Consider the following 17,819-nt stretch of genomic DNA (forward strand, 5'->3'; position numbering starts at 1 on the left):
CCAGCATGCTCGCTTCCCTCGCCGATAAAACTCCCATCAAAGCAATTCGCTAGCTATTGCAAATCAGGATGGCTTACCATGAGCCGACTTTTGATGTTTGTTTCAATTCCAGCAGGTTTTTATACCGGGGCGGATAGAAAAATGGCAATTTGGCAGATTAGCTCAACTCTAAAATTTACCCTGCTGACCGCTGTTTTCCTGGTTTCCGGGTGTGTCAACCATGCCGATTTGGCGGAGGCTCCCGGCGAAAACCTGGTAGTCCAATCCGTGCCGGATTTGAATTATCTGGCAACGCAAAGTTACTATCACGAACTGATTTCCGGCACGATGCCCAGCATCGCCGAATTGACCCTGTTCACCAATCAACTGCCCAAGGGCGGCGATCTACACCACCACTATTCAGGTGCGCTTTACGTGGAGACTTATCTGGATTAGGTGGACAAAAGCCATTTTTGTATTTGCTTGGACAACGCCTGCCAAGGCGGCACCAAAGCTGAGTTGGATTGGGCGGCTAAATACGAGGTTGTCAAGCATTGGAAGTCAGGCACTTGCGTTAGCGCCGGTGATTTGCGGACCAAGAAAAAATATTCAACCCTCTACCGCGATCTGCTGAAGCGATGGTCGGATAAAGATTTTGCCAACCACTTTCACGAACAATCCCCGCCGGACCAACAGTTTTTCGATACCTTCGGTTTCTTCGGATCGGTATCCGACTATTCCTATCAAGCAGGTTTGCAGGCGCTTAAACAGCGGGCCATAGCCGAAAACGTGTTGTATTTGGAGACCATGCTGAAAAGCGCGCCGGCCATCGATAATCCGGCGCTGGCAAAGACACTCAACGCCTTAAACGCCGACAGCACCGATCTGGAAATGGAAGCGGCCTTTCAGGCTTATTTCGATTTTCTGGCAAGCGATCCGGCATCCAAGGCCGCCGTAGAGGAGTATGCCGTTTCCCATGAACAAGCGGCCGCCGGTATCAATGATGGCAATTTTACACTGCGCTTTCAGACCTATGTGTCGCGCAACAGCGAGCCGGGTAAGGTATTCTCTGGCTTGTATGCCGCTTTCGCCGCCGCGTAGCAATCGGCTTTGATTGTGGGTGTTAATTTGGTAGGGCCGGAAAACGGTTATATCGCGATGCGCGACTATAGCTTGCATATGAAAATGCTACGGTTTTTGCGGCAGCACTTTCCCGAGACCAAACTGTCGCTGCATGCCGGTGAGTTGGTGTTGGGCATGGTGCCGCCGGAAGGCTTGAAAAGCCATATCCAAGAAGCGCTAAATACCGCCGGAGCGCAGCGTATTGGGCACGGGATAGACATCGTGCATGAAACCGATGCCTATCAATTGCTGGAGCAGATGAAAACCGGCGACGTGGCGGTCGAGATCAATCTAACCAGCAATGCGTTTATTTTGGGAGTGGAATACGAGGCCCATCCCTTGCAGTTATACCGGCGCTATCACGTGCCTTATGTGATTTCCACCGATGATGCCGGGGTGTCGCGTAACAATTTAAGCAACGAATATCTGTTATTTACCAGTCGCTACAAACCTGCTTACGACGAATTGAAGGCCGTGGTTTACAACAGTATCGATTACGCTTTTTTGCATGACCAGGAAAAGGCTGAGGCGCGGCGGGAATTGGATAAACGCTTTACCGTTTTCGAAGCAAAAATAGCCAAACAGCTTGAACTTGAAGAATCTCCCTGAGCCGCGCAACGGTAGTTAAGGCTTCGGGGACGTTAACATTTAATGAAAATCCCTGGATTTACTCGCCAAGTCGCCGATCCAGCTACTCCAATCCTCCAACTTCCCGGCGACCAGATGCAACACGCCGTCATCTTGCTGGATGGTGCCGGTTACCGACAACAGACGAGCTTTGAGCAAGGGTTTGCGCTGGGCCAGGGCAGTGGCGGGCCAGACTACCAGGTTGACTTGGCCGGTTTCGTCTTCCAGTGTCACAAAAGTCACGCCGGATGCGGTCATCGGCCGTTGCCGGCAGATCACCAAACCTGCAACTTGAGCGATGCTGCCGTTACGCCGTTGCCATAAGGAAACGGCGGTAGTGACGCCGCGGCGGCGCAAGCGCTCGCGCAGCAGGGCCAGCGGGTGTTCGCGCAGGCTGAGCCGGGTGCTGGCGTAATCGGCCAGTACTTCTTGACCTGGCTTGGGCGGTTTTAACAACGGCGCGGCTTCGGCAATCACCGGCATGCCAAATACCGGCGTGGCCGATTCGACGCCGCCGGCGGCCCAGAAGGCGCGGTGCCGGTTGCCGGCCAGGGTTTTTAACGCATCTGCTGCCGCCAGGTGTTCCAAATCTTGCCGATCCAGAACCGCGCGTGCGGCAAGGTCAATGACATTGGCAAATGCTTGTCGGCCGCGGGCCTGGACAATCTTGGCCGCCGCTATTGGCGATAAACCTTTGACTTGATTAAAACCCAAACGCAAGGCCGGTGCGGCGTTGGCGGGAAACTCCAACGAGCATTCGCTGAGACTGGCTTGCACATCCACCGGGCGCACTTCTACGCCATGGCGGCGGGCGTCTTGCACCAATTGCGACGGCCCGTAAAAACCCATCGGTTGACTGTTCAGCAAGGCGCAACAAAACGCCGCCGGATGATGGCGTTTCAACCAGGCCGACACATAAGCCAGCAAGGCAAAGCTGGCGGAATGCGATTCTGGGAAACCGTAATCCCCAAAGCCTTTGATCTGCTGAAATATCCGTTGGGCGAACGCCTGGCTATAACCGCGCACTCGCATGCCGTCCAGCAATTTGCGCTCGAACGGTTCCAGGCCGCCCTTGCGTTTCCAGGCTGCCATCGCTCGGCGAAGTTGGTCGGCTTCGTCGGCAGTGAAACCGGCCGCGACCATGGCCAGTTGCATGACTTGTTCCTGAAAAATCGGGATGCCCAGTGTACGTTCCAGCACGGCTTGGACTTCCGGGCTGGGGTACTCCACGGGCTCCAAGCCTTTGCGCCGGGCCAGGTATGGATGCACCATTTCCCCCTGAATCGGGCCGGGGCGGACGATGGCGATTTCGATGACCAGATCGTAATAATTGGCCGGCTTCAGGCGCGGCAGCATGGTCATTTGCGCCCGCGACTCGACTTGGAACACGCCGATGCTGTCGGCTTGTTGCAGCATTTGGTAAACCGCCGGGTCTTCGGCGGGAATGTCGGCTAAAGTCCAGGGGATGTTGGGTGAGCCTGTTTCTTCGGTAGGGGTGATAAAAGTCGAAACAGTCCCTTCTCCCTCCGGGAGAAGGTTAGGATGAGGGCGGTGGTTATGGTTTGAATATTCCCTCACCCCATCCCTCTCCCGGCGGGAGAGGGCGTTTCTGCAATTTTCTTCAACAAAGGGATATTGGTGCTGGGGCGGACGGCAATATTGACCAAGATACTCCAGCGCTTTACGAATCGCACTGAGCATGCCCAACGCCAGTACATCGACCTTCAACAAGCCCATCGCTTCCAGATCGTCTTTTTCCCATTGAATCACGGTACGATCAGCCATGGCGGCATTTTCCACCGGCACCAATCTGGATAATTCGTCGCGAGCGATGACGAAGCCGCCGACGTGCTGCGACAGATGGCGAGGAAAGCCTTTGATTTGCTCGACCAGCAGCGCCAAGCGTTGCACGATGGGGCTGTCCGGGTCGAAGCCGCATTCTTTTAAAGACTCCGGCATCAATTGATAGCCGTCCCAACGATCCACGCTATCGGCCAGGCGTTCGACTTGCGCCAAGTTCAAACCCAGGGCCTTGCCGACGTCGCGCACCGCGCTGCGGCTGCGGTAGGTAATCACCGTGGCGGCCAGCGCGGCGCGATGCCGGCCGTATTTTCGATAGATATATTGAATCACTTGCTCGCGGCGTTCGTGCTCGAAATCGACATCAATGTCCGGCGGTTCGTTGCGCTCACGAGACAAAAAACGTTCGAATAATAGGTTCATCCGGCTCGGATCGACTTCGGTAATCCCCAAACAAAAGCACACCGCCGAATTAGCCGCCGAGCCGCGGCCTTGGCAGAGTATGCCTTGTTTCCGGGCGTATCGGACGATGTCATCCACGGTCAAAAAATACGGCTCGTAAGCCAAGTCGGCGATCAGTGCCAGCTCGTGTTCGATTTGTTGACGAACTTTTGCCGGCTCGCCATGCGGCCAGCGTTTGCGGATGCCGGTTTCGGTCAAATGCCGCAGCCAGGAAGTGGGCGTATACCCATCCGGCACCAGTTCTTGCGGATATTCGTAGCGCAACTCGTCCAACGAAAAGTGGCAGCGCTCGGCGATAACCAAGGATTGTTGCAGCCATTCAGACGGATACAGCTCGGCCTGCCGGGATAGCGGGCGTAAATGCCGTTCGCCGTTAGCGAACAAGGCATAGCCCAGTTGCGATAAGGGCTGGTCAAGGCGGATCGCGGTCAGTGTATCCTGTAAGGCTTGGCGCGAGCGGCGATGCATGTGCACGTCGTTGCAGGCGACAATTGGCATGTCTAAGCGTCGGGCGGTAGCTTGCGCCTGCTGGCAATAGTCTTCGTCGCGGCCGGATAGAAACAGGCCGATCCCCAGCCATAAATCGCCGGCAAATAACTGTTTCAACCAATAGCCATCTTCTTCCCGGTAACAGTCGTTGGTTAGCCAGATCGCCAGACAACCTTGCGGAAAGTGTTCGGCCAAATCGGTCCTGGTTAGCCGATAGTGGCCTTTTTCGGCTTGGCGGCGGGCCAGGGTGATAAAAGCGGACAGGTTGCCGTAGCTGGCCCTGTCAGTGGCCAGCAAGAGCAATTTCAGACCGTCGTCCAAGACAAACTCGCTGCCGATGATCAGTTTGATATGGTGTTTCTTAGCGGCCAGATGCGCTCTTACCACGCCGGCCAGCGAGCATTCGTCGGTCAGTGCCAGTGCCTGGTAACCCAGGCGGGCGGCTTCCTCGACTAGTTCTTCCGGATGCGAGGCGCCGCGCAGAAAACTAAAGTTGGACAGGCAATGCAATTCCGCAAAGCCGATGTTGGGTGTGGAGGCCTCATCCGAACAAGCCATGCACAAACCATTGTTGTTTGGCGTTTAAATCTCGATAAATCCATAACCGGCGGCCGCTAATATCTTGGGCGCTGTGATAGTCGCGGCGGATCGGCTGGTCGTCCCACCAGCCGGACTCGATGCGTTCCGCCAACGATAGCAGGCTAAGGCCGCTTAGCCGCACCGGTTCGGGATTAGTTAGCAGCCACAAAGGCCTGGGCGCTAAATCGGGATTGGCGGTTAGTTGGTTTGGTGCAACGGTCATGGCGCGTTCCGGGCGATGGTCGGCTTGCGCGCCGGGAAATTTCAAGGCTTGATGGCCCAGTCTGGCCTGCAACTGATCCAAAACCGCTTGCCATTCGGCGTCACTGTCCGGTTTTTCGTGGTCGTCGAACAGGCTGAAGCGTTCCGGCTGAAATGGCACTATGGCTGCGCTGAGTAGGGTGATAGCCAGCACCGGGGCCGGCAACGGTGAGCGTTCGAGTTTTTCGTACAGCAAGTCGCACCAGTGTTTAGGGTTGCGGTTGCCGGCGCGAAAATCCAATACAAAAAACGTAGCCGGGCGGCCGTGATGCAGTAGTTCCAGCGTGATGCCTAAGGTTGTGGCATCGCGGGTTTTTAGAAACGCGGCAAATTCGCCGGCCAGTTGTTCGATGGCCGGAAAAAAATGTTCGATGCGTTCCAGTTCGATCGGCATCTCGCGGCTGGCCTGGAAGCGCGGCGGCCTATGGAAAGCCTGTAAAATTTGAGTTTGCTGACCGGCAAGTCTGTCCAGTTGTTGCAACAAGGTAGCACCATAGCGCTTGGCTAAACCGTCGCGCGGCAGTCGCCACAGGTCGGTGAGTTGGCGGATGCCGGTGCGCGATAGCCGATGCAAGATTTTATCCTCCAGCGCTAGCGCGGCGATGGGCAGTGGGCCCAGTGCCGAGCGCAAGGCTTGTCGGTCGATGACGATTGTTTCCTGACCAAGTTTGGTTAGCAATACGCTGGCTGTAGGCGCGGGGCTGATGGCAATCGACGGCCGATGTCCGCTGCTTTGCCATACCGTTTTTAGCTTGTCTCTTAAACTTTCCACGCCGCCGAACAGGGTCAGACAGGAACGAATTTCCAGCAGCAGGCAGTCCGGCTGATCCAGGCTGACCCAGGGGCTGAAATCCAGCGCAATTTCGGCAAGTTGTTGTAATGCCTGGCGTTCGGCGAACGGGTCGCGGTTATGAATGCTCAGGCCGGGACATAGGGCTAAAGCGGCGGCGGGAGTCATGCCCGGTTCGACGCCGGCTTGCCGGGCTGGCGCCGAGACCGTATGTAGACGAGTCTGGCCTTTGTAGGACATAGCACTGGCGACGGCCTGATTTAAATCCAGATGCAGTGTAGTCAAAGCCAAGTCAGGAAAATAGGCGCATAGCCAAAGTTGGCTGTTGGCCGAATTGGGCTTTACGAGTGTGCCGATTCGCTCTGGCGGCGTTGGCGATAGCGCCCTGGCGGTGGCAGCCATGGCGGTCTTACAGCGGCAAGGTCAAAGACGCACGTTGCAAACTGCCGCGCGCCTTTAAAATCTGTAATGCCAGGCCGGTTTTCGCGGGTCTGACTTCCAAGCGCAATGCCGTGTAGCCGCTGCCGCTGCGCTGTTTGGGAAATAGCACTGCCAACGCCGAGCCGGCTTCCGCGGCCAGTTGTAAGCGGCGGATTTGATGATCACTGAGCCGGCGTGGCCAGGCCAAGGCCATGCCGCAGCGGCCGCTACGCAGCAGTTTTTCCAGACTCCAGGGAATGTCCGCTTCTTGCCGGCAATCGACTACCAGAACATAGCTTGCATCAATGCCTGCCTGTAGTAAGGCCGGTGCATAGACTTGCTGGGGCGGCGCGATCCAGGCTATCCAGCGCTTGGTTTGAGTTATGTAGGCCATGGCCGGCAGCAACAGGCTTAATTCGCCGATGCCCAAGCAGGGCGATAGAATTTCCAGTACGCCGCCCAGCGGCCAGCCGCCACCGGGCAGCAAGGCATCCAACTCGGCAAAACCGCTGGCAATTGTTCGCCAGTTTTGATTTTTCGAATGCAATCCGCGCCAAATCCCGGTCTGGGTGCGTAACAGCTGATCCAGGGGAGTTGCATTCATAGCCCGCTGCGAATCACGCCGACTACCAGGCCTTCTATTACCAAAGGTTCGCGCTGCAAATCGACTTCAATGATGGAAAAATCCGGATTGGCCGGCTCCAGAAACGCTTTAACGCCCTCCAGGCGTAGCCGCTTTACCGTGGCTTCATCGTGAATCCGCGCAACGACGATCTGGCCGTTGCGCGCTTCCGGCGTGCGTTGCACGGCTAAAAGATCGCCATCCAGAATGCCGGCATCGCGCATGCTCATGCCTTGTACCCGTAACAGATAATCGGCGCGGTTGTCGAACAACTCTGGCCCCAGGCGGCAATAGCGCTCGATATGTTCTTCGGCCAGTATCGGCTGGCCCGCCGCCACCCGGCCAACCAGGGGCAGGCCTTGCTCGGGATTGGGTGTCGCTTTCAGCAAGCGGATGCCGCGCGATGCGGCCGGCACGAGTTCGATGGCGCCCTTGCGTGCCAGAGCCTGCAAATGGCCGCGAATACTGTTGGTGGAGCGCACGCCAAAGGCCGCGGCGATTTCGGCGATGGTCGGCGGAAAGCCATCCTGTAACAGGCTGCGCTCGATGAAAGTCAGGATGTCTTGTTGGCGGTCGGTGAGTGGTTTCATGCTGCTTCTATGATTACTGCTTTTATAAGCAGTATAGTGCGTATGGTGGGATTAGCACAACTATCCGGCAGCTATAAAAACTGCTGCTTGCACGCTAGCGGCTTTGAGCAGCTAGGTGGGTTTTATATGTTCAAACTTAGGCTTGGCAAGCGTTTGCCCGGAACAAATCCGATGCCATACGCGCGGGTAAAGGACGAGTGATGACAGGAGGGGCGGTTAATTATTAGCGGATGGAACGGTTAAACAAGATAAAGCTTCAGCAAACCAATGCTGTAATCCTCAATCCGGTTCCAGTACCCGAAACAACATTTCCTTCACGGTTTGCGGGTCGAAGGGTTTGTCGCAAATCGCCGATACCCCTGCTTTGTGGACATTGCTGAGGCGGGTTTCGTTTTCTTCGCTGGTCACCATCAAGATCGGCACGATGGAGTTACCCAAATCCTGGCGAATGGTTTTGATCAATTGCTGGCCGTCCATTATCGGCATATTGTAATCGGTGACGATTAGCTCGAACGCGTTCTGGTCCCGGCTGAATATGTCCACGCCTTCCTTACCGTCATGGGCTTGGGTGATTTTGACGATGCCCATATTGTTCAACACCCGGCTGATGTGCTTGCGGGCCAGCGGACTGTCGTCCACCACCAAGACCCGCACATTTTCGATGTCGTAATGTTCCAGGCTGATTTCTTGCGGATCGATGAACTCGATGGTCGCCCGCAAGGCGTTTTTTAAATCGTCGTGCGCGAAGGGTTTGGGCAAAATCGCTACGACGCCGGCTTGGCGGATGGTGTCCAGTACATCGAAGCTGGATTCGCTGGATATCAGCATGAAGGGGACATGGCTCAGCGCTTCTTCATTGCGCAGACGCTCAACCAGTTCGGTGGCCATCATATCCGGTAGATACAAGCTGCTGATAATCAAATCCGGGCGGTGATTATGCAAGCTTTCCAGCGCCGCCGCCGCGTTGGAAACGCCTTCGATTTTGGCTATGCCTTCGTCGCGTAAATGCTGCATGATGACTTTTAATTGTGTGGTCGAAGGCTCAATCAGCAAAATCGATAAGTCGGCAATATCTATGGCGTGCATAAGCGTGTGGCCTGGTTAATGTTGAACGGAATTGCATCCTGCAGGCGCCGGCTGGAAAAAAAATCCCCAAGGGTAGCCGGCGAGATTAAAATTGCGCGTTGGTTTGCCGGTAAACCGGCAACATTTCACGCTTCAGGATAGACCTAAACCACCATGATTCAAGAAACCCTCGTCACTACCATCAATCTGCAGGGCGATACGCACATCGCGCCGATGGGGGTGCATGTTGAACAAGATCAATACATTATCTTGCCGTTTCGGCCCTCGACCACGCTGGATAATCTGCTAGTTAACAAAACCGCTGTCATCAATTATTGCGACGATGTACGGATTTTTGCCGGTTGTCTGACCGGGCGTAGGGACTGGCCCTTATTGCCCGCCCAACAAGTCGCGGGGTATTATTTGGCCGATACTTTGGCGCATACCGAACTGCAATTGGTGCGAATCGAAGACGACGACACCCGGCCGAAATTGTTTTGCCGGGCCGTGCACACGGTCAACCATAAGCCATTTCAAGGCTTTAATCGGGCGCAATATTCAGTGCTGGAAGCGGCGATTTTGATCAGCCGGCTGGATAGATTGCCTGGGGAGAAAATTCAAGCCGAACTGGATTATTTGCGCATCGGCCTGGATAAAACCGCTGGTGAGCGGGAGCGTCAGGCCTGGGATTGGCTGATGGCGGCGATTGAACAACATCGCCGGGGAGTGCAAGTATGACCGCGATGTTGGCAAGCGTGAATAGTTTGGCGGAAGCGCTGTTGGTCGAAGCCGCCGCCGTCGATATTATCGATTTAAAACAACCCGCTCGCGGCGCCTTGGGTGCTCTGGATGTGGCCGAGGTTGCCGAGATTGTCCGCCGCTTGCAACCGGGCAGCTGTGTTAGTGCCACTATCGGCGATTTACCGATGCAGCCCGAACTGGTCCTGCCGGCCGTGCAAGCCATGGCGGCTACCGGCGTCAATTATGTGAAAATCGGGTTTTTTCCGGACGGCGACTGGCTGGCGTGCGTCGAGGGTTTACAGGCGATTGCTGCGCGGGGCGTGGCTCTGGTGGCGGTATTGTTTGCCGATACCCGCCCGGATTTTGCGATGATTGATGCTTTAGCCCAGGCCGGTTTTCGCGGGGTGATGCTGGATACCGCCAATAAACAACTCGGTTCATTGACGCGGCTGATGACGTTCGACGAATTGCAACTTTTTGTCGATAGGGTCGCCGGCCTGGGTTTGCTGAGTGGCTTGGCCGGTTCCTTGCGCGTCGACGATGTAGCGGGTTTAGTGCAGTTAGGTCCGGATTATTTGGGCTTTCGCGGCGCCTTATGCCGGGAACATTCCCGCACTGCGCAACTGGACGTCGGGCAAATCGACATAATTAGGCAACATTGGCGAGCTTTAGCGTACTGAATGAGCCCGCTGATGCATTGACAGTACCCATAGCACCATCGACAAAACATAACAATAACACTAGCCGCCAACAGACTTAAATCTACATAATGTCGGCAGACCGGTAAACAGCAAGGGATCACTGTGGAGCAATATCGCGAACAAAACCAGGCCAGGCCTCTGCTTTGGACGGTGCTACTACTTTTACTTGCGCAGTTGCTTAGCTTGTATTTTCCGCTGGCAGACTACTTACGGCCCTTTGTCAGCCAATCCTTGGGCGTGCATACCTTGATGGAAGGTTTTTCCATCGTGATTTCCGCATTGGTTTTCGCGGTGGGTTGGAGCGTTTATCAAAAGGAGAATTCCGCCGGATTCCTGATGCTGGCCTGCTGCTTCTTGGGGGTGGCGGTCCTCGATTTAATGCATACCCTGTCTTTCAGCGGCATGCCGGCCTTTATCACCGAAAGCGATCCGGAAAAAGCCATCGCTTTTTGGCTAATGGCCCGCGGGTTTGCAGCGATAGGTCTGGTGATGGGATGGTTGCTGCCAAACCGGCCGATAACCCCGGTGTCGCGGGCGTTGATGCTGAGCGTTGTGCTGCTCTATATTGGCCTCAGTTGCTGGCTGGTGTTTTTCCATCAAGATTGGTTGCCGCGCACCTTTGATGCAGTTGATGGTTTAACCTCTTTTAAAAAAACCTGCGAATATGTATTGGCTGGCGTCTATGCTGTCAGCGCCATCGGCTATTTACGCCAAACCCGCCGCCAACATACCTACGATCCGGCCGGTTTGGCGGCGGCTGCTGCGATCATGGCCATGAGCGAGTTGTTCGCGACCTTTTATGCCAGCGTCAGCGATTTGTATATTTTGCTCGGGCATGCCTATAAGTTGGTCGCCTATGGCCTGATTTACCGTTCGGTTTTCCTCAACAGCATCCAACTGCCTTACCAGCGGCTCTATCAAGCGCATCAGGCACTGTCTGTTAGCGAAGCCAAATTTCACGCCATTATCGAAGAGTCGCCGATTGCCTATGCTTTGCATGATAGCCAGGGCAATATCAGTTATTTGAACTCGGCTTTCGTAAAAACCTTCGGTTATACCCTAAGCGATATTCCGACCTTGGCGGAATGGTGGTGGCATGCCCATCCCGACGCTGAATATCGGCAACAGGTCATCGCTAATTGGCATACTTATCAGCGTGTTCCCCAGTCTGCTACCGAGTCCGGCCAAACCGCGGAATTGAAAGTCTGTTGCAAGGATGGCAGGTGTCGGATGGTGTTGGTCGACATTGTCTTGTTAGGCGATAGCTTGGCCGGCAATCAATTACTGATTTTGCGCGATATTTCCGAACGGTTGGAAGCGATGCACAAACTGGCCGATTCGGTAAACATGCTGCAAACCGTCATCAACACCATCCCCAGCCGTGTATTCTGGAAAGACCTGAATTACCGTTATCTGGGCGCCAACTTAGCCTTCAGTCAAGATGCCGGGCTAGAGAATCCGGCCGAACTGATCGGTAAATCCGATGAGCAATTGGTTTGGCGGGATTTAGCGCACTTATATCGCGCAGACGATAAGCAGGTCATCGAGAGCGATACGGCAAAATTGAATTACGAAGAAACGCTAATGGGGCCGGCAGGTAAAACCATGCATTTAAGGACCTCAAGAGTGCCTTTACGTAATTTACAGCAACAGATCATCGGCGTGCTGGGTGTGTACGAGGACATCACCGCGCGGAAAAGCGCCGAAGAGGAAATGCAACTGGCGGCCCTGGTGTATTTGAACAGTAGCGAAGCGATGATGGTTACCGATGCCACGGGCACTATCATCACGGTTAATCCGGCATTTACTACGGTAACCGGTTACTCGGCGGACGAAGTGATAGGCCGGGCCTTTGTCGGTACCACCACAGAGCCGCATGATCAGGCTTTCTATAAAACCGTCTTGCGAGTGATCAATACCCACGGCCAGTGGGCCGGCGAAATCAGCGGCCGCCGCAAGAACGGCGAGGATTGCATTCAGTGGGTCACCATCAACTCCATTCTGAACGAGAGTGGCGGTGTACACAGGCGAGTGGCCTTGATCGCGGATATTACCGAACGCAAAAAATCCGAGGAATTGATTTGGCGGCAAGCCAATTTCGATCCGCTGACCGGTTTGCCGAATCGCAATATGTTTTTAGATAGGCTTAATCAGGAAATCAAAAAGGCTTTTCGGCATGGCCGGCATGTGGCATTGATGTTTCTGGATTTGGACCGTTTCAAGGATGTCAATGACAGCATGGGCCACTTCATGGGAGACATCTTGTTGAAGGAAGCCGCGCGGCGCATCAGCGGCTGCGTGCGCGATTGCGACAGCATTGCCAGACTGGGCGGCGATGAATTTACCGTGATTCTCGGCGAGTTGGATCAAGTGGATGGCGTCAACCGGATCGCCCGGAACATCTTGCAGGCTTTGGCGGAACCGTTTCGTTTGGGCAATGAGACGGCCTATATTTCAGGGAGTATCGGCATTGCCCTATATCCGGACGATGCGCTGGACACCGATTCCTTATTAAAAAATGCCGATCAAGCAATGTACGCCGCCAAAAATCAGGGTCGCGACCGCTACCAATATTTCACTGCCTTGATGCAGCAGAACGCCCAACTGCGCATGCGGCTGGCCAACGATTTGCACGGCGCGCTGGCCCGTCAGCAGTTTTTACTGCATTACCAACCGATTATCGAGTTTGCCAGCGGCAGCATAGCCAAAGCCGAAGCCCTGCTGCGTTGGCTGCATCCGACGCTGGGCATGGTCAGCCCGGCCGAATTTATTCCGGTTGCCGAAGATACCGGGGTTATCGTCGATATTGGCGATTGGGTTTTTGACACTGCCGCGCACCAGGCTAAGCAGTGGCGGCAGACCTATCATCCGGATTTCCAGATCAGCGTCAACAAATCGCCCGTGCAGTTCCGCCGGCAAGCCATGGAAGCCAATCAATGGCTTGCCTTATTGCAAGAGCTGGATTTGCCGGGCCAGAGTGTGATCGTTGAAATAACCGAAGGCTTGATATTGGATGCCAGCAACAGCACGCGCGAGCAACTGTCAGCGTTTCGCGATGGCGGGATGCAGGTGGCTTTGGACGATTTCGGCACCGGGTATTCGTCTCTGGCCTATTTGAAAAAATTCGACATCGATTACATCAAGATAGACCAGGCGTTTGTCCGGAGTCTGGTGGCCGGCTCCAGCGACATGGCCTTGTGCGAAGCCATCGTGGTAATGGCGCACAAATTGGGCATTAAGGTCGTCGCCGAAGGTATAGAGACCCAGGAACAATACGATCTATTAAACCGAATGGGCTGCGATTACGGACAAGGCTATTTAATTTCCAAACCGGTCCCGGCCGACCAATTCGAACAGTTGCTCGATAAGGCTTTTACCCAAGCGCCATCCGGCGATGGGCGGCATTAGCCAGAACACTGGAATGGTTAGCCGGCCTTTATCTATCGCCGCCCCCGTTTTTGCGGGACACGCATCCGGAAAATTTAAGGGCCTTGGTTGATCGGAATGCTTTAGCCGGGTGGCAGCATCGCCAGCCTGATAAAATGCGCGGCATGAATACAACCTTGATGCAAATGACCGCGCTGATGCTGTGTGGTGCCGGTTGGCGAGTATTGACCCCTAACCGCTTGACGGCGGACCAGACCCGGTTGGTATTAACCAGCGTGGTGTACTATTTTTTTATGCCGGTTATGGTGCTTGATGTGCTGTGGCGGGCCGATATTGGTTGGCAATCGCTGCAATACTCCGCATTGGGTTTTATCAGTATCTTGTTGTCGATTTTGGCGACCTGGCTGCTTGCTAAGTTGTTTAAATTTAAAAACCCGCAAACCGGGGCGGTGATTTTGGCGGCGGCTTTTCCAAACGTCACCTATCTGGGCCTGCCGGTATTGGAGCAGATTTTCGGCGACTGGACCCGGTCTTTGGTCATTCAGATCGATTTATTTGCCGAAGCGCCGTTGGTCTATACCTTAGGTATCATGCTGGCCCGCCATTACGGCGCTAGCGGCGAACCTAAGCCAAAATCGGTGTTGGCATTTTTCAATGCGCCGCCGTTCTGGGCTGCGTTTGTCGCGGTCGTGTTAAACCTCAATCAGGTGCCGATACCGTTCTGGGTTGCCGGCTTACTGCAAAAATGTTCCGGAGCGGTCGCACCGTTGATGATTTTTTCGTTAGGTTTGGCGCTTAGCTGGCGGGATATACGCCTGCGCAACGTACCGTTCATTGTCCCCACTGCATTAGTTAAACTAGGGTTGATGCCGCTGATTGCCTTGTGGCTGGCAAACCTGCTCAATTTGACCGGTCAGCCCAGGGCGGCGGCCGTGATGGATATAGCCATGCCGAGTATGGTGATGGGCATCGTGTTATGCGACCGCTATAAGCTGGACAGCGGTTTATATGCGATGGCCGTGACGGTGACGACGGCCTTGAGTTTAGTGAGCTTACCGCTCTGGTATCGGGTGTTATGAAACAGATTGCCGAAATATTCTCGCAAGGCGAGGAAATTGTCTGCGGGCAGACCGTGGACAGCAACGCCGCCTGGCTCTCCCAGCAATTGGTGGAACTAGGTTTTACGCTGAAACGCCATACGGCGGTGGGCGATGACGTGGACGATTTGGTGGCCTTGTTTACGGAAATTGCCGAGCGCGCCGACTGCTGTATTTGCACCGGCGGTTTGGGGCCGACTATCGACGACTTAACCGCCGAAGCAGTCAGTATCGCCAGCGGTCAGCCTTTACGATTCGACGAACAGGCTTTTGCCGACATTCAACAGTATTACGCCCGCCGCAATCGCGTGATGCCGCCTGCAAATCGCAAGCAAGCTTTGCTGCCGCAGTCGGCCATACGTATCGACAACGCTTACGGCACCGCGCCGGGCTTTGCCTTGCAATTCAAACGCTGCTGGTTCGTGTGTCTGCCGGGTGTGCCGTCGGAAATGAAGAATATGTTTACCTCGCTAGTCAGGCCGCAATTGCTGGAGGGTTTTGAGCTACAGCCGGCGTGTTTGGTCAGCTTGCGCAGCATAGGCATAGGCGAATCGGCGATTCAGCAGTGCTTGGCCGAATTTGATGTGCCCGCGGGTGTGCAACTGGGGTTTCGTGCCGCGCCCGATGAAGTGCAGACCAAACTATTGTTTCCCAGTAATTTCCCCGAGCAAGAAAAGCGTGGCTGCGTGGCCGCCGTGGCTGACAAAATCGGCGATTACGTGTTTGCCATCGATGGCCTGGAAGAAGCGCAGGGCGATCTGCTGGATGTCGTGAGCAAGGCCATGAGCCGGAAATCTTATTCGCTCGCCTTGCTGGAAACTGCCAGCCAAGGCCAGTTGGCCGCCAAATGTTTGGGATGCGACTGGTTGAGGCGCGTTGAAATCAATCTGGATTGGGGGCGCAACACCGGTGCAGGCGAAGCGGGAGGCGGCGATTTACTGCCTATCGCCAAAATTTGGGCGGAACAACTGAAAGCTCGCGAGCAAACCGACTTTGCCCTAGTTCAGCTTTTTGCCGGTAGCGCCGAAGATTACCGGGATAAAGATAAAGCCATAGTCCTTTACAATGCCCTAGCCACACCCAGCGGCGTGGTCTCGACCCAGCTTAGCGCCTATGGCGCCCTTAAAACCAAACAAAACCAGGCGACTTTATTCGCGCTGGACTTACTTAGACGTTACCTACAAAACAAATGCCTTTAATCCGTTTAACCAATGTTTCCATCGCCTTCGGCACCCACGCGCTGCTCGATAACGCCGCTTTTCAACTCGACGCCGGCGAGCGGGTCGGCCTGCTGGGCCGCAACGGCGAGGGCAAATCCACATTAATGAAAATCATCGCCGGCGATATTCATGCCGATCACGGCGAAATCTGGAAACAACCGGAACTGCGCCTGGCTTGGTTGGAGCAATCGCCCAATCTGGACGAAAACGACACGATCTACGAAGCCGTCGCTGGTGGACTTGGCGAATTGGGCCGGGTCATCGCCCGTTACCATGAATTGTTGAGCCATATGGATGGCAGCGAGCAGTCGCTGCAAGCTTTGGGCGATGTGCAACATAAGCTGGAAGCCGACAATGGCTGGGAGTTTCAAACCCGGGTCGAAGCGGTATTGAGCAAACTGCAATTGCCGGCGGACGTGCTGGTCGGCAGCCTGTCCGGCGGCTGGAAACGCCGAGTCGCACTAGCGCGCGCCTTGGTGATCGAACCGGAAGTGTTGTTGCTGGACGAGCCGACCAACCATCTGGATTTCGAAAGCATCGCCTGGCTGGAGGAGCAAATTCTGGCCTTCCAGGGCGCGGTCATGTTTGTCACCCATGACCGGGCATTTTTACAAAAACTGGCGACGCGGATTATCGATCTGGATCGCGGGCAATTAACGTCCTGGGCCGGTAATTATCAAGATTATTTGACCCGCAAGGCGGCGGCTTTGGAAGACGAAGCCAATCAAAACGCCGAGTTCGACAAGAAGCTGGCCAAGGAAGAAGTCTGGATCCGGCAAGGCGTCAAAGCCCGGCGGACCCGCAACGAGGGACGGGTTAGAGCGCTGAAGAAATTGCGCGCCGAGCGTTCGGAACGTCGCAATACCCAGGGCACCGCCAAGCTCAGTTTGAATAAAGGCGAAGCGTCCGGCAAGAAAGTGGTCGAAGCCATCGATGTCAATTTTCAATATCAGGACAAACCCATCATCAAGGATTTTTCGCTGCGCATCGAACGCGGCGACAAAATCGGTTTGATCGGCAACAACGGTGCCGGCAAATCCACTTTATTAAAGTTGCTGCTGGGCCAATTGCAACCGACCACCGGCAGCATCGAGCTGGGCACCAATCTGCAAATCGCGTATTTCGACCAATTGCGCGAACAGCTTGATCCGGAAATCTCCGTGGCCGACAGCGTGCTGGACGGCGGCGAGTTTGTCGATACACCGGATGGCAAACGCCACGTCATGTCTTATCTGGCCGACTTTTTATTCGCGCCGGCCCGCGCCCGTTCGCCGGTTAAAAGTCTGTCCGGCGGCGAAAAAAATCGCTTGCTGCTGGCGCGCCTGTTTACCAAGACCGCCAATCTGATCGTGATGGACGAACCCACCAATGATTTGGATTTGGAAACCCTGGAAATTCTGGAAGAAAAACTGGTGGAGTATCAAGGCACTTTGCTGCTGGTGAGCCATGACCGGGAGTTTTTGGATAACGTCGTCACCAGTGTGTTGGTGTTCGAAGGCGAGGGCAGGGTGGAAGAATACATCGGCGGGTATGCCGATTGGTTTGCCCTGATGGAGCAGAACAAAAAAGCCGAAGCAGTAAAGATTGCCGAACAAGCGGTGAAAAAAGAAAAACCCAAAACCGCGCCGGCCAAGAAACTTAGCTTTAAAGAACAGCGGGAACTCGAGCAACTGCCGGCGCTGATCGAACAACTGGAAACATTGCAAACCCAGCTGACAGCGGAAATGAACGAAGCCGGTTTTTATAAACAAAGTCCCGATGCGGTGGCCGCCAAACTGGCGCAATTGCAAACCGCCGAGGCCGATCTAAGTGAGGCCTATCAGCGTTGGGATGAATTGGAAGCCCTGCAGGGTTGAGCAGGTTGCTG

The 17,819-nt window shown here is 54.9% G+C and carries 14 protein-coding genes; 9 read left to right on the forward strand and 5 right to left on the reverse strand.

All coding sequences use genetic code 11. From position 1 onward, the window contains the following. Nucleotides 1–78 precede the first annotated feature (78 nt). The 3 genes from DDY07_RS03175 to DDY07_RS03185 are packed head-to-tail and all read left to right on the forward strand — an operon-like array spanning nucleotide 79 to nucleotide 1,710. Nucleotides 79–435, forward strand: coding sequence for a hypothetical protein (locus DDY07_RS03175; protein WP_171694774.1), 357 nt, complete (start codon nucleotides 79–81; stop codon nucleotides 433–435). Between the two features lie 27 nt (nucleotides 436–462). Next, the gene (locus tag DDY07_RS03180) at nucleotides 463–1,080 is read left to right on the forward strand and encodes a hypothetical protein (RefSeq protein WP_171694775.1); all 618 of its coding nucleotides are present in this window, start codon (nucleotides 463–465) and stop codon (nucleotides 1,078–1,080) included. 15 nt (nucleotides 1,081–1,095) lie between these two features. Continuing rightward, nucleotides 1,096–1,710 carry a hypothetical protein gene (locus DDY07_RS03185; RefSeq protein ID WP_171694776.1) on the forward strand — a complete coding sequence of 205 codons (615 nt, stop codon included), beginning with the start codon at nucleotides 1,096–1,098 and terminating at the stop codon, nucleotides 1,708–1,710. Between the two features lie 39 nt (nucleotides 1,711–1,749). Here the strand turns inward: DDY07_RS03185 and DDY07_RS03190 are convergent, their stop codons facing one another. The 5 genes from DDY07_RS03190 to DDY07_RS03210 all read right to left on the reverse strand — a co-directional run bounded on the left by DDY07_RS03190 (nucleotide 1,750) and on the right by DDY07_RS03210 (nucleotide 8,827). Then, nucleotides 1,750–5,037 carry an error-prone DNA polymerase gene (locus DDY07_RS03190; RefSeq protein WP_171694777.1) on the reverse strand — a complete coding sequence of 1,096 codons (3,288 nt, stop codon included), beginning with the start codon at nucleotides 5,035–5,037 and terminating at the stop codon, nucleotides 1,750–1,752. Next, entirely contained in the window at nucleotides 5,021–6,511 is a 1,491-nt protein-coding gene (locus DDY07_RS03195) for a DNA polymerase Y family protein (protein ID WP_171694778.1), read from the reverse strand. The genes DDY07_RS03190 and DDY07_RS03195 overlap by 17 nt, the downstream gene beginning before the upstream one ends. Before the next feature lie 7 nt (nucleotides 6,512–6,518). Continuing rightward, nucleotides 6,519–7,133: a translesion DNA synthesis-associated protein ImuA gene (gene imuA / locus DDY07_RS03200; protein ID WP_033157446.1), complete on the reverse strand. Its 615-nt coding sequence runs from the start codon at nucleotides 7,131–7,133 to the stop codon at nucleotides 6,519–6,521. After that, a complete protein-coding gene (gene lexA / locus DDY07_RS03205; RefSeq protein ID WP_171694779.1) occupies nucleotides 7,130–7,741 on the reverse strand; it encodes a transcriptional repressor LexA in 612 nt (203 codons plus the stop codon). The genes imuA and lexA overlap by 4 nt, the downstream gene beginning before the upstream one ends. A 279-nt stretch (nucleotides 7,742–8,020) precedes the next feature. Continuing rightward, nucleotides 8,021–8,827, reverse strand: a complete 807-nt coding sequence (locus tag DDY07_RS03210; protein ID WP_171694780.1) for a response regulator — start codon at nucleotides 8,825–8,827, stop codon at nucleotides 8,021–8,023. Between the two features lie 153 nt (nucleotides 8,828–8,980). Here DDY07_RS03210 and DDY07_RS03215 point away from each other — a divergent pair, with 153 nt between their 5' ends. The 6 genes from DDY07_RS03215 to DDY07_RS03240 all read left to right on the forward strand — a co-directional run bounded on the left by DDY07_RS03215 (nucleotide 8,981) and on the right by DDY07_RS03240 (nucleotide 17,808). Continuing rightward, nucleotides 8,981–9,544, forward strand: a complete 564-nt coding sequence (locus DDY07_RS03215) for a DUF447 domain-containing protein (RefSeq protein ID WP_171694781.1) — start codon at nucleotides 8,981–8,983, stop codon at nucleotides 9,542–9,544. Next, on the forward strand, nucleotides 9,541–10,227 hold the full coding sequence (locus DDY07_RS03220; protein ID WP_171694782.1) for a (5-formylfuran-3-yl)methyl phosphate synthase: 687 nt from the start codon (nucleotides 9,541–9,543) through the stop codon (nucleotides 10,225–10,227). Before DDY07_RS03215 ends, DDY07_RS03220 begins: the two co-directional genes overlap by 4 nt. Nucleotides 10,228–10,350: 123 nt before the next feature. Beyond that, nucleotides 10,351–13,656, forward strand: a complete 3,306-nt coding sequence (locus DDY07_RS03225) for an EAL domain-containing protein (RefSeq protein WP_171694783.1) — start codon at nucleotides 10,351–10,353, stop codon at nucleotides 13,654–13,656. A 143-nt stretch (nucleotides 13,657–13,799) separates the two neighbouring features. After that, nucleotides 13,800–14,714 (forward strand): AEC family transporter, encoded by a 915-nt coding sequence (locus tag DDY07_RS03230; RefSeq protein ID WP_171694784.1) that lies wholly within the window; start codon nucleotides 13,800–13,802, stop codon nucleotides 14,712–14,714. Beyond that, nucleotides 14,711–15,931 (forward strand): molybdopterin-binding protein, encoded by a 1,221-nt coding sequence (locus tag DDY07_RS03235; RefSeq protein WP_171694785.1) that lies wholly within the window; start codon nucleotides 14,711–14,713, stop codon nucleotides 15,929–15,931. The genes DDY07_RS03230 and DDY07_RS03235 overlap by 4 nt, the downstream gene beginning before the upstream one ends. Beyond that, the gene (locus tag DDY07_RS03240) at nucleotides 15,922–17,808 is read left to right on the forward strand and encodes an ATP-binding cassette domain-containing protein (RefSeq protein ID WP_171694786.1); all 1,887 of its coding nucleotides are present in this window, start codon (nucleotides 15,922–15,924) and stop codon (nucleotides 17,806–17,808) included. The genes DDY07_RS03235 and DDY07_RS03240 overlap by 10 nt, the downstream gene beginning before the upstream one ends. Nucleotides 17,809–17,819: the final 11 nt, after the last annotated feature.

This window comes from Methylomonas sp. ZR1 (assembly GCF_013141865.1).
GTDB lineage: Bacteria > Pseudomonadota > Gammaproteobacteria > Methylococcales > Methylomonadaceae > Methylomonas.